At 42.9% G+C, this 12679-nt stretch carries 10 protein-coding genes and 1 pseudogene; 10 read left to right on the top strand and 1 reads right to left on the bottom strand.

All coding sequences use genetic code 11. The features are described 5' to 3' along the window. The 9 genes from BP621_RS04045 to BP621_RS04005 all read left to right on the top strand — a co-directional run. On the top strand, window positions 1-294 hold a 294-nt coding region (locus BP621_RS04045), incomplete at its 5' end, for a V-type ATP synthase subunit E family protein (RefSeq protein ID WP_292388092.1). 6 nt (window positions 295-300) lie between these two features. After that, the gene (locus BP621_RS04040) at window positions 301-1380 is read left to right on the top strand and encodes a V-type ATP synthase subunit C (RefSeq protein ID WP_292388091.1); all 1080 of its coding nucleotides are present in this window, start codon (window positions 301-303) and stop codon (window positions 1378-1380) included. Continuing rightward, entirely contained in the window at window positions 1380-1682 is a 303-nt protein-coding gene (locus tag BP621_RS04035) for a V-type ATP synthase subunit F (protein WP_292388089.1), read from the top strand. The genes BP621_RS04040 and BP621_RS04035 overlap by 1 nt, the downstream gene beginning before the upstream one ends. Further along, window positions 1673-3409 carry an ATP synthase subunit A gene (locus BP621_RS04030; protein WP_292388088.1) on the top strand — a complete coding sequence of 579 codons (1737 nt, stop codon included), beginning with the start codon at window positions 1673-1675 and terminating at the stop codon, window positions 3407-3409. The genes BP621_RS04035 and BP621_RS04030 overlap by 10 nt, the downstream gene beginning before the upstream one ends. A gap of 2 nt (window positions 3410-3411) precedes the next feature. Then, window positions 3412-4794: an ATP synthase subunit B gene (locus BP621_RS04025; RefSeq protein WP_292388087.1), complete on the top strand. Its 1383-nt coding sequence runs from the start codon at window positions 3412-3414 to the stop codon at window positions 4792-4794. Between the two features lie 5 nt (window positions 4795-4799). Beyond that, the gene (locus BP621_RS04020; RefSeq protein WP_292388086.1) at window positions 4800-5423 is read left to right on the top strand and encodes a V-type ATP synthase subunit D; all 624 of its coding nucleotides are present in this window, start codon (window positions 4800-4802) and stop codon (window positions 5421-5423) included. 16 nt (window positions 5424-5439) lie between these two features. Beyond that, window positions 5440-5607 carry a hypothetical protein gene (locus BP621_RS04015; protein WP_292388085.1) on the top strand — a complete coding sequence of 56 codons (168 nt, stop codon included), beginning with the start codon at window positions 5440-5442 and terminating at the stop codon, window positions 5605-5607. 268 nt (window positions 5608-5875) lie between these two features. Continuing rightward, a complete protein-coding gene (hypF, locus tag BP621_RS04010; protein ID WP_292388084.1) occupies window positions 5876-8179 on the top strand; it encodes a carbamoyltransferase HypF in 2304 nt (767 codons plus the stop codon). Between the two features lie 219 nt (window positions 8180-8398). After that, the gene (locus tag BP621_RS04005) at window positions 8399-8854 is read left to right on the top strand and encodes a DUF1699 family protein (RefSeq protein WP_292388082.1); all 456 of its coding nucleotides are present in this window, start codon (window positions 8399-8401) and stop codon (window positions 8852-8854) included. A 32-nt stretch (window positions 8855-8886) separates the two neighbouring features. On the opposite strand, the gene BP621_RS04000 is transcribed toward BP621_RS04005, so the two are convergent. After that, window positions 8887-10140, bottom strand: coding sequence for a chromosome segregation ATPase (locus tag BP621_RS04000; protein WP_292388081.1), 1254 nt, complete (start codon window positions 10138-10140; stop codon window positions 8887-8889). Window positions 10141-12300: 2160 nt separating this feature from the next. Here BP621_RS04000 and BP621_RS03995 point away from each other — a divergent pair. Then, a pseudogene (locus BP621_RS03995) lies at window positions 12301-12612 on the top strand (V-type ATPase 116kDa subunit family protein); the annotation flags it as partial. Between the last annotated feature and the right edge of the window lie 67 nt (window positions 12613-12679).

The following is a 12679-nucleotide window of genomic DNA, read 5'->3' as shown; positions in this document are numbered from 1 at the left end:
AGTAAGGCTTATGAGTCTATAAAGTCGATGCCTGCTTCTAAAAACGAGAAGTTGTTAAAGGTTCTGATCGATGAACACCACGATGAGGGTGTCAGAATTTATTCTACAAAAGATTCAGAACCAATTGTTAGGAAATTATCTTCTTTATCCTACGCTGGTAACATCGATATTCTCGGTGGTATTATTCTCGAAAATGAGGATAGAACGGTCAGGTTAGATTTCACATACGATTCGATCCTGAAAAATGTATACGAGCGTTCATTGAAGCAGATATCTGATATTCTAAACGGGTGATGTTTTATGCGGCTTTTGGAGAGATTCCGGGGGAAAAAACCCTCACAATCCGAAAAGAATAAAAAAGGTAATACTAACTATGCCTATTCCGTAACCCGTGTCCGCGCGATGAAGAGTAAGTTGCTTCCTAAAGAATCGTATCCCCGGCTTCTCAACATGGGGATTGATGAAATTACCCGTTTTATCCAAGAGTCTGAATACAAAAACGACGTTGACGAACTGGCAATGAAATACAGCGGTGGCGATCTGGCAGAACACGCATTAAACAGGAATCTTGCGCTTACCTATGATAAGTTGGAAAGAATCACCACAGGAGAACTAAATTATCTGACTACCGCATATCTGAAAAGGTATGAAATCTGGAACGTCAAGACACTTCTCCGCGGGAAACTTTACAACGCCCCTATAGAAGATATCCTGGAGTTTCTGATTGCTTCCGGGCAGTTTACTTACACCTTCCTGTCAGAACTTGCAGCCAAGCCCACGTATCAGGAAATCATTGATGCCCTGAGACGGACAGAATACTATTCCTTGCTGCAAACGTTTGACGGAACTAACCTGGCCTACATAGAAAACGAGCTTGACAAGATGTATTATGCAAGTTTGTTTGAAGCAATCGGGATACCAAAATCTAAAGACCGTAAGCTTTTTGCCAGGTTCATCAGACTGGAAGTCGATGTTAAGAACTTGAGTAACCTCTTCAGACTGAAAAAAGCAGGAGTAGAACAGTCTGATGAAATAATGCCTCTCATGATTGAGGGTGGGCTTGAATTAAGGCCCGAGAAACTCGCACATTTTCCATATGGAGAGTTTGTCAATGAGCTTCAAAAAACTCATTACTGGGATGCAATTTCAAGCGTTATCGACTCGGATATGACTTCTCTAACTAGTCTTGAAAGCAGGCTCACAAGATATTATCTTGAATCCGCAACCACTTTTGCACACGCGTCTCCGATCTCAATTATACCTGTTATGGACTATATTATCCATAAGCATAATGAGGTTACTAATCTTCGGATAATCTTTAGGGGTAAAGAGTCTGGCCTAAGTGATAACTTAATTAAAGACCAGTTGGTGGTTATCTAATGGAATTAGCAGTGATCGGGAAAAGTGATTTCGTTACGGGATTCAGACTGGCTGGTGTCAGAAAAATCTACGAAGTTGCTGATATCACAGCCATCGAGTCCGCGGTAAAAGAGGTGCTTCAAGACAAAAGTGCCGGGATTCTTGTAATGCATAATGATGACATTAGTAATCTGCCGGAAATTTTAAGGAATGACTTGAATGAGTCTGTCCAGCCTACAGTGGTAGCCCTTGGAGGTAGTGGATCAGGCTCAAATTTAAGAGATAAGATAAAACAAGCGGTAGGTGTTGATCTGTGGAAGTAAAAGGTGAAATTTATCGTGTGTCTGGGCCTGTCGTCACCGCCATCGGCTTGCAGGCAAAAATGTATGACCTGGTCAAAGTCGGTAATGAAGGTCTAATGGGTGAAGTCATCCAGATATTAGGGCCTAAGACCATCATCCAGGTGTACGAAGAGACCGCAGGCATCAAGCCAGGGGAACCCTGTTATTCTACAGGGTCGTCTCTATCCGTGGAACTTGGTCCGGGTCTTCTTTCTAGTATTTATGACGGGGTTCAAAGGCCTTTGCACGTCCTGCTTGCTAAAATGGGCAACTTCATCCAGAGAGGAGTCAGCGCAGATGGGCTTGATCACAAGAAACTCTGGGAATTCAAACCCATTGTCAAGAAGGGCGATTCCGTAAAAGGCGGAGAAGTAATCGGTGTTGTACAGGAAACCGTGAATATTGAACATAAAATCATGGTGCCTCCTGACATCTCAGGTACAATTGCCGACATCAAGAGCGGAAACTTTACGGTAGTAGACACAGTCTGTACCCTTACTGATGGGACCGAATTGCAGTTGATGCAAAAGTGGCCTGTCAGGAGACCCAGACCTGTTAGGACAAAACTTACTCCAACTAGGCCTCTGGTTACAGGAATGAGAATCCTGGATGGGCTTTTCCCTGTAGCAAAAGGCGGAACGGCTGCAATCCCCGGACCTTTCGGATCGGGAAAGACCGTTACTCAGCAGTCGCTTGCAAAATGGAGTGACACCGAAATTGTGGTCTACATCGGTTGTGGTGAGCGCGGAAACGAAATGGCAGATGTTCTGAGTGAATTCCCTGAACTCGAAGATCCGCAGACCGGGCGCCCACTGATGGAACGTACTGTTCTTATCGCTAATACATCAAACATGCCTGTGGCCGCAAGAGAAGCATCCGTGTACACCGGGATCACCATTGCAGAATACTTCCGTGACATGGGATTAGATGTGTCCCTGATGGCAGACTCCACCTCCAGGTGGGCAGAAGCCATGAGAGAAATCTCCTCCCGTCTGGAAGAAATGCCTGGTGAAGAAGGTTATCCTGCATACTTGTCTGCAAGGCTTGCCGAATTCTACGAGCGTTCTGGGGTTGCGGAGAGTCTCTGCGGTGAGACAGGTTCCATTACTGTTATTGGAGCAGTATCTCCGCCTGGTGGTGACTTCTCAGAGCCTGTTACGCAGAACACCCTGCGTATCGTAAAAGTGTTCTGGGCTCTCGATGCCAAACTCTCTCAGAGGCGTCACTTCCCGGCCATCAACTGGCTGAACAGTTACAGTCTGTACAAGGAAAGCCTTAACGACTGGTTTGCAGCTAACGTGGCTCCCGATTATGTTGCTCTGAGGGAAAGGGCAATGGAAATGCTCCAGACAGAATCCGAACTGCAGGAAATCGTGCAGCTTGTAGGTTCCGACGCTCTGCCAGACGATCAGCAGCTCCTGCTTGAAGTCACCCGTATGATCAGGGAAATTTTCCTGCAGCAGAATGCATTCCACCCAATAGATGCCTACAGCCCGTTCTCTGAGCAGTACAGTAGCCTGAAGGCAATCATGAAGTTCGGAGACGCTGCACAGGAAGCCCTGAAGTCAGGTGTTCCGATACCTGAAATTCTCAAGCTTGAATCCAAAAATGTGCTTGCTAAGGTCAAATATGAGGAGGACTTCGAGGGTTCTATGAACGCTGTCCTGGCACAGATGGATAAAGAGTTTGCATCCCTGAGAGGTAGGTAAGCATGGTAAAAGAATATAAGACAATCACTCAGATTGCAGGACCGCTTGTCTTTGTTGAAAAAACAGAGCCTGTAGGCTATAAAGAAATCGTTACTGTCAACCTGCCTGACGGAACCACCCGCAGAGGCGAGGTGCTGGACTCTTCAGCGGACATAGTGGTTATCCAGATTTTTGAAGGTACCACTGGTCTGGACAAGAATTGTGGTGTAGTCTTCTCAGGGGAAACCCTCAAGCTCCCCGCATCCCTTGATCTACTCGGAAGGATCCTTTCAGGCTCAGGAAACCCACTTGACGGCGGGCCCAGGATTGTACCTGACCAGCTTCTGGATATCAACGGGGCTGCAATGAACCCATATGCCAGGCTGCCTCCAAAGGATTTCATTCAGACAGGCATCTCCACAATCGACGGAACAAACACCTTGGTTCGTGGGCAGAAACTGCCTATATTCTCAGCTTCAGGTCTCCCACACAACGAAATTGCCCTGCAAATCGCAAGGCAGGCTGCTGTGCCTGGATCAGAAGCACCTTTCGCAGTAGTTTTCGCAGCAATGGGTATTACAAATGAAGAAGCCCAGTATTTCATGAGCGACTTCGAAAAGACCGGGGCTCTGGAAAGGGCTGTTGTGTTCCTTAACCTTGCAGATGACCCTGCTGTCGAACGTATAGTCACTCCGCGTATGGCCCTGACCGCAGCTGAATATCTGGCATACGAACACGGCATGCATGTACTTGTCATTCTGACTGACATTACCAACTATGCAGAAGCTCTCCGTCAGATGGGTGCCGCCCGTAACGAAATACCTGGTCGCCGTGGGTATCCGGGTTACATGTACACTGACCTTGCAACTCTCTACGAGCGTGCAGGTATTGTCAAAGGTGCCAAGGGATCCGTTACTCAGATTCCGATTCTTTCGATGCCTGGTGACGATATTACCCACCCGATTCCTGACCTGTCCGGGTATATTACTGAAGGTCAGATTGTGGTTTCAAGAGAACTGCACAGGAAAGGTATCTACCCGCCAATCAATGTGTTGCCGTCCCTGTCAAGGCTGATGAACTCCGGTATCGGAGCAGGCAAGACAAGAGAAGACCACAAGGCAGTTTCTGACCAGATGTACGCAGGTTATGCAGAAGGGCGTGACCTGAGAGGTCTCGTGGCTATCGTCGGTAAAGAAGCTCTGTCTGAGAGAGATGTCAAGTTCCTTGAGTTTGCCGATCTTTTCGAAAACGAGTTCGTTCGCCAGGGCAAAAACGAAAACCGGACAATTGAAGATACTCTGGACATCGGATGGAAGATTCTTGCGCACCTACCTGAAAACCAGCTGGGTAGGATTGACAACAAGTACATCCAGAAATACCACCCTGCACACAGAAAGGGTAAGTGATTACCATGGCTCAAGACGTAAAACCAACTCGGTCGGAGCTAATCGAGCTCAAGAAAAAAATCAAGCTCTCTGAAAGCGGGCACAAGCTCCTTAAGATGAAAAGAGACGGTCTTATTCTTGAGTTCTTTAAGATCCTTAACGAGGCAAGGAACGTCAGAAGCGAACTGGATGCTGCCTATCTAAACGCTGCAGAAAAAATCAATCTTGCCTCTGCTGTGAATGGAATGGTTACAGTCAGATCAACTGCTTTTACAGCAAAGGAATCCCCTGAAATCCAGCTTTCAGGACACAATATCATGGGTGTCGTGGTGCCTAAGATCAACTCTACTGGAGTCCGCAAATCTCTCACTGAGAGGGGTTACGGTATTATTGGGACAAACTCATACATCGATGAGACTGCTGATGCCTATGAGGCCCTGGTAGAAAAGATCATTACTGCCGCAGAGCTGGAAACAACAATGAAAAGGCTCCTTGATGAAATTGAGAAGACCAAGAGGCGTGTTAACGCTCTCGAATTCAAGGTCATTCCTGAACTCATCGCAACCATGAAGTATATTCGTTTTACCCTTGAGGAGATGGAAAGGGAGACTACTTCCCGGCTGAAGAAAGTCAAGGCGAGAATGAAATAATTAACTTGATTTGAACATGGCAGCATGTGACGATCGACCAAATTTGGTTGAAAGAGTGATATTTAAGTTAGGTGAACCCAAAAACCAGGCTCGTCTGTTACAGGCAGCCTGGAAGATTTCTCTTTTAATGATGGTTTTTGGGATCATTCTAATGGTAAAGACAGTTTCTCCAGACTTTATGTGACCTGAATTTCAGGATGATTCTGATCCTGAATTCAGCCACAGATTTTTGCTTTTGTTTGGATTTATTTCAGCTCAGAGCGTAGCTTTTATGCCTTTTTAAAGTATGTTATCATTTAGCTTGGTCTTTTTACGCTGGTCTTACTGGACTGAAGTTCGCACATTTCCTATATTTACAGTTTTGGTTCAAGTCTGAATCTATTTACGATATTGTCGGACAGTTTTACTATTTAGAAAGCTATTTTAACGACAAACAGTAATCTCTGTTTTATATGCAAAACGAAGCAAGGCTTCTCCATATTACCGGTACTGTACAGGGGGTAGGGTTTCGCCCCTTTATATATCAGCTTGCAAAAGTCCATGGGCTTTTTGGATACGTAAAAAATCTGGGAAACTATGTGGAAATACTTATAGAAGGAAATAAGGAAAGTCTTGACAATTTTGTTAAAGAACTTCCTGAAAAGAAGCCTCCTCTAGCTAAAGTTAAGGAAATCAAGACAAAAAATGTCTCTTTTTCCGGGTATTCAAAATTTATTATCGTACCCAGCGAATCCGGAGTTTTTGAAAACTCCATAATCCCTCCTGATACGGCTATTTGCGAACAGTGCAGGTCTGAGATTTTTGATCCTTCTTCCAGGTATTTTCATTATCCTTTTACAGTCTGCACAAACTGCGGGCCCAGATATACAACCGTCCGAACCCTTCCTTATGACCGGGAAAATACCACTATGGCAGATTTTCCTCTTTGCCCTAAATGTGAAACCGAGTATACCGACCCTCTCAACCGAAGGTATCATGCGCAGCCTGTCTGCTGTCCAAAGTGCGGGCCAGAAATCTGGCTTTCTGACCCTGAAGGAAATGTCCTGGTAAAAGGTTATGAAGCAATTGCATATGCCTCGGATCTCCTTCAGCAGGGTTCAATTCTTGCTGTAAAAGGATTTGGTGGTTTCCATATAGCCTGCAATGCTCGAAAGGAGGAGCCTGTAAAGGAACTTAGAAGACGGTTAAGGCGTCCAGAACAACCTTTTGCGGTTATGGCAAAAAATGCTGACGTTGCGGAAACTTTTGCAGAACTTGAAGGCATAGGCAGGGAATATTTAATTTCTCACCGCCGGCCTATTACCGTGCTTCCCAGGTCAAAGGAATCCAACTTGGCAGAATCGGTTACTCCCGACCTGCACAATATAGGAGTTATGCTTCCCTATACAGGCACGCAGAATCTGCTTTTTGACTGCGTACCTGATGCAGTATATGTTATGACTTCGGCAAACCTTCCAGGAAGGCCTATGGTTGTCGAGAATAAAGAGGCGCTTGAGAAACTTAAAGGGATTGTCGATTATTACCTGCTGCATAACAGGGTTATTGCAAACCGGAACGATGATACGGTTATCAGGATTGTGAATGGAAGGGCAGCATTTATCCGGCGTTCCCGGGGTTTTGTGCCTGAACCAATAGAGCTGCCTTTCGAAGTCAAAGCTTCTATAGGGGTGGGGGCTGAAATGAATTCCACGGTTACTGTGGCAAAAGGAAAGCTTGCCTATATCTCTCAGTATATAGGAAATACCAGTCATGTGGAAACTTTCAGGTATCACTCCGAGGTTGTCAGGCACCTTATCCGACTTACCGGAATCGAGCCCCTTTACTGGGGGTGTGACCTGCACCCTGCGTTTAATACAACCCGTTTTGCGCTAAAGATGGGGGGGGAGGATACTCTTCAGGTTCAGCACCATCACGCCCATATGTTAGCGCTTATGGCTGACAACTCCCTCCCCCTGGATTCCCGAATTCTCGGAATCGCCCTTGACGGTGTAGGATATGGCACTGACGGTACAGTCTGGGGAGGTGAACTCTTTGAATCCTCTTACTTCGGATATGAACGCATCGGGCATTTACTCCCTCAACCAATGCCAGGTGGAGATCTTGCCTCAAGGGTACCTTCAAGAATGGTTCTGGGGATCCTTTTTGAGAAACTTGGAAGAGCGGAATTGGAAAAACTTCACCTTGTTTTTCCGCAGGGAGCTATGGAATTTTCAACGGTGATGAAACAGCTTGAATCCAGGGTAAATGTTGTCCGAAGCAGCAGTACAGGACGAGTACTGGATGCAGCAGCTGCCCTGCTTGGAATCTGCGAGATGAGAACTTATGAAGGGGAGCCGGCAATGAAACTCGAATCTGCCGCAACCAAGAGTACCCATACCGTAGATCTTCCTGTAGTTTTCAAAAAAGATAAATACTCCGGAGTTCCTTTGCTTGACACAACTGAGCTTCTTCTGGGGGTATATGAGCTTTCCGGAAAGTACTCTCCTACTGATCTTGCTTTTGCGGTTGAGGAAAACCTTGCGAAGGGAATTTCAGAACTTGCCATCTCCCTTGCCGCAAAAAGGGGACTTGAAAAGATAGGCCTGAGTGGAGGAGTTGCCTATAACGATCACATCACTTCTTGCATTGCAAGAACTGTTACAGAAGCAGGTTTCGAACTCCTGGCCCACCGCCAGGTTCCCTGTGGAGATGGATGTATTTCATTAGGTCAGGCTCTTGCGGCAGGGTTGAGCATAAAACCTGAGAATAAGTTTTAAAAGCCTTCCTGTCTCGGCTGGCATGCGATTTCTTAGTAAATATGTTTATGTCTACTCTTAAAACTTTAAATTTAGAACTCTTTCAGCATTCCTCTACTTATTTTCTCTTTTTTCGTATACTTTGATTATTCCTGTTACTATTGTACTGAAATTTGATTAGAAAGACTGAAATACAAAATTAAATAAATGATACATGCTTAGATAGAAAAGGGAGCATAAATGGGGCTAGGTAGTGTACGCATCAGAGTCGTAACAAGCAGGGATGAGATCTCCGGCCTGGAGGCAGAGGAGAAGGCAATACATCTTGCTTTTAGACCTTCGGACAGAGATCTTTTTAGTCTGGTCAAGGCATGTCCCGGGATTGAATTACTCCAGCTTCCCGCATCTTCCTATGAAGGACTCTCTAAATTTATCAAGATGTACCTTGCTTCTTCAGGTATTCACCTGGTAAAAGGGGATGTCAGCGGGCACTGGCATGATCTTAACAATTACTTTGTAATACCCGCTTACGTGCTTGAAAAAATAAACGAACTGAAAGTCCAGGGAAGAACCGAGGAAGAAATAATAGGTGAGATTACACATATAAGAAAAATTAGCCCTGACATGGTTATTAACTTACTTCACAGCTCATTTCTGGCATCAGGTCCGGAGCGGCCGCGAATGAACAAAGTTTAAATAGATGAATTCTGGTTTTTCTTTAGGTGGGTTTACAGGCGCTTCCACCATTTTTTTGAAGCTTTCTGTTCTTCTATCTGCCTTAATCCTTCAGACGCTAGTTTTTGCTGCATTTTATATTTCCGGTTTTCTTCGCTAACCCTCGAAAAAGCTTCCTCTTTACTTGCGAGAGTTCCTTTTAACTGTTTTATAAACTCTTCTTTTTCTCGAAGTTGAACTGCCAGTTTTTCTTCTTCTTCAAAGGCTGAGAGCTGCTTCTCAAGCTTTTTTACTTTTTCTCCGGCTGTAGCAAGCATAGTTTCTATAGTGTTTATTTTTCTTTCTTTCAAGGTAAGCTTCTCTTCAATTTTTCTCATTTCTCCAGCCTTTGTAATAACCTCTTCTGCCAGGGTCTTAAGATCTTTATCTTTTATGGAGATGGTTCCCTCAAGTTTTTTTATCTCCGTTTCTTTTGCTGAAAGTTTCTCTGAAAGAGCCTTTATGTTTTCCACTTTCTCCCTAAGTTCCTCGGTAAGACCCTCAATCTGGTCTTCTTTTTCTATGAGCCTGGACTCAAGGCGTCGGTCTTCTTCACTTTTATTCGTAAATTTTTCCTGAAGGGCTCGCAGTTCCGAATCCTTTTCAAGGAGAAGCTTTTCACGTGCTCCAAGTTCTATTCTCAACCTGTCGATTTCTTCTTCCCTGCCTGCAGCTTTTTCGTCAAGTTCTTTTATCTTCTGGATTTTTTCTTCAAGCTCAGCTTCCAGGTTTCTCATTTCTGCTGGCTTGCTGTCAGGCTGGATATAAACAGAATTTATTCCTGAGCTTTCTTTATTCTCCTCGGCGCTAAAAGTCGGAGAAATTTCTTTTTTATTTTCACAAGTCTGAAGCTCTTTTTCCTCGGAGAGGAGCCCAATCTGCCCGCGGGTGTTTTCACAAATTTCAGCCCAGGCAAGGATGGAAGCTACAGGGGTAACTCTCTTAAACACAGGATCGCCTATCCTGCAGCTGTAAACTTTGCTGGCAATATAACCTTCCAGGGTATCAAGGCCAAGATTTGGGTCCCCCAATCTCGAATTTGTCGCGTTCCCTTTCTTTACCTTTCCACCGTTTTCCTTTATATAATTGACAGCTTCGGAGAATATTTCCCAGGGGAGAAATGGTTCTTTTTTCAGGTTGTCAACATAGACTCCATCCGTTTCGGATCGGGCTTCGAAAAACTGTTTCCCGCTCATCAGCGGAATCTTTGCCGGATTTCCTTTCTTATCAAATTGATTTTTTATTTTTGAGATAACAGGATCTTCCATGCCTGAGCCTCTTAAAATGATCTCTGAAGTATATTGAACATGGCATTTTATAAAAGTTGTGTGATTTTTGATCTCTCTTAAGGCTAACTCTGCCTTTTTGGAAAGAACAAGTTTGGCTTTCTTCAAAACAAAATTCCGTTTAGTCAGGAGACAGTCTTGGCAGACATGGGAAATCTATAATTTTCGGGGTCACGAGCCAGAGGGTTGATTCTACTTATAAAATCTGTAAATTTTATGTATGTATTCGTTTTTTTACAGCCCTATATCTTAAGTTCGCAATCGAGTACTTTCTTTCTTATTTTTCTACTATTACAAAATTGTAACAAAATTGCCTTAAATAGGCAATAGATCAAAATAAGTTCTGTCCTTAAAATGTAGCTTTCTTAAGTTTTTTGGAATATTGTGCTTTTTTCTAACTAGCTCCCTATTTTAGGCACTTATTATTTGTTGATTACTGAGCGCATAAATTTCCCGACAATCAGTGCAAAAACTGAGATTAACAGCGGGATTGCAATACCATAAACAAGTTTCCTTTGTCAGCGTATTTAAACATGAAATAAAATAGAAAGGAAGTCACCAATATTCAGATAATTGTCGGGGGTATAGGTGGTCCGCAATATAACTCTTCAATTGTATTGCTCATGTCTTTCCCTTCAGGTAACAGGCCTTTTGAGGACTGGCCTGAAAACTCTCTTGCACATTATAAAATTAATTTGTCTGTATATAACTCTTTATCAAGAAATATTCTCCTGTTTTATGGTTGAAAATCATAAGAGTATATATATAAACTTGAAGCAAGTTCTTCCTTCTTTCCAATTTTTGGGAAAAATTTTCACTTCCACCGAATCAATTTTTCATTTTTAACTCTTCTTTTCTATATCGGGCTTTCAAACTCACAAACTGTTGGAAAGATTTATATCAGTTAAAAACAATCTATCTCTATTATCTTAATAAGATAATATGCAAAGATACATACCTTGCATTACAATCGAACACTTGCTGTCGGGGAGAAGTTTAGTTACGACAAATTTACGCCTTTCGATAACAAGTACATGTCTATAACAAGTACATGTCTATGTTTTGGGCTGGTCGATTAGCAACGGATTAACAGCCTTTAGGACAGCAGGAACATCTGAGATGATTACCCCCACTGATCAGGATAAGATGTTCCTTAGGTGTTTCCCGTACTATTCCAAAAATAATTAAAGAGTACTATCTAAGTGCAATGTATATATGATTTATACATAACTAAATTCAAGTCTCAACTGAAATTAATTCTATCTTTAATGGTATAGGAGGATCTTATTCGCAAAAGATGAAATCCAAAGAATACTACCCCTTATGTTATTTTTCACAGATTGTGATATTGTCGGTCCTGTATGCTCTTTGTTTGTTTGTCGTGCCTGCGATTTTATGAGATTTTTAGAGCCTACTGGTCTTGCACAGGGAAGAATTCAATGGCTGTAAGTAGTCTTCAGGAGGCGAATCTAGCGAAATTTAGAGTAAAGCGTTGGTTTCTGGACCTGGTCTTTATGCATATCATGTTTGTGGTGATCTTTTTTATCATTTACAAATTGATAGTGCCAACCATAGTCCCTGTTGATTGGTGAAGCGTCCCAGTTTATAGTATGCCAAAATAAAATAGTTTTAGGAGTAAAATATGTAACTGGAGATAAAATCGGAAAACCAAAGTTCTTGATTGGAACAAAATTATATAATTTCCTACAGAAAAAAAATTCTACCATTCTGGGAAATTTAAAAAAATTCTACCATAAAAGGTAAGAAAATACATTAGAACCCTGGTTCTAAAACCTTAGAGCTCTGGCTCTAAACACAGGGGGTACTGGAAGAAGTGATAAACGACGCTCAGACGGAACAGACTAAAAATATAAGTGAAGGAATGAAGTCTCAGATCGGAACCACTCTTAAATATAGATTTGATAGTTCAGCAGACGGTTCTCAAGTGAGAGGAGTAAAATCCAGGTCCTATTATCTGGATGTTATTTTTGCTCAGATTATACTTTTGCTGTTGCTATATGGAATCTCTGTAGTGGTGATTCATACTTTCAAGTAGAAATACAAGGAGAGCCTAATAAAATGTTGCTATATAGGATCTCTGTATTGGTGGTTCATACACTGGTCTGAATGCCTTATTTCAAATCTCCTATGGGTAATGCATTATCTTATGCCCGTATTATAGCAGTCGGTCTATCTTCGATTTACATCGCATCAACGGTCAATGATATTACTTTCAAAATGATCTGGGCTGATCATTCTAAGATCGGTGCCATAGCAATAGGTGCAATAATCTTGTTTATACTCGGACATGCCCTTAACACTGTCTTGAGTATTATCGCTCCCGGTCTGCACGCACTCAGGTTGCAGTATGTAGAATTCTTTGGAAAATTCTATGAAGGCGGGGGCAAAAAATTCAATCCATTTGGTTATATAAGAAAATACACGGAGGAATAAAAACTATGGCAGACATAGGAACATTAACAACATTGCTGGGAGATACAGGACTTAAAGCAATTGGTGC

Source organism: Methanosarcina sp. UBA5 (genome assembly GCF_002505485.1).
GTDB lineage: Archaea > Halobacteriota > Methanosarcinia > Methanosarcinales > Methanosarcinaceae > Methanosarcina.
The sequence above is the reverse complement of the archived record's forward strand: the minus strand, read 5'-3'. Positions and strand labels throughout refer to the sequence as shown.

Coding starts and splice junctions, on each gene's coding strand:
- hypF (WP_292388084.1), top strand. CDS start 5,876: ATGCAAAACGAAGCAAGGCTTCTCCATATTACCGGTACTGTACAGGGG.
- BP621_RS04025 (WP_292388087.1), top strand. CDS start 3,412: ATGGTAAAAGAATATAAGACAATCACTCAGATTGCAGGACCGCTTGTC.
- BP621_RS04015 (WP_292388085.1), top strand. CDS start 5,440: ATGGCAGCATGTGACGATCGACCAAATTTGGTTGAAAGAGTGATATTT.
- BP621_RS04020 (WP_292388086.1), top strand. CDS start 4,800: ATGGCTCAAGACGTAAAACCAACTCGGTCGGAGCTAATCGAGCTCAAG.
- BP621_RS04040 (WP_292388091.1), top strand. CDS start 301: ATGCGGCTTTTGGAGAGATTCCGGGGGAAAAAACCCTCACAATCCGAA.
- BP621_RS04035 (WP_292388089.1), top strand. CDS start 1,380: ATGGAATTAGCAGTGATCGGGAAAAGTGATTTCGTTACGGGATTCAGA.
- BP621_RS04005 (WP_292388082.1), top strand. CDS start 8,399: ATGGGGCTAGGTAGTGTACGCATCAGAGTCGTAACAAGCAGGGATGAG.
- BP621_RS04000 (WP_292388081.1), bottom strand. CDS start 10,140: ATGGAAGATCCTGTTATCTCAAAAATAAAAAATCAATTTGATAAGAAA.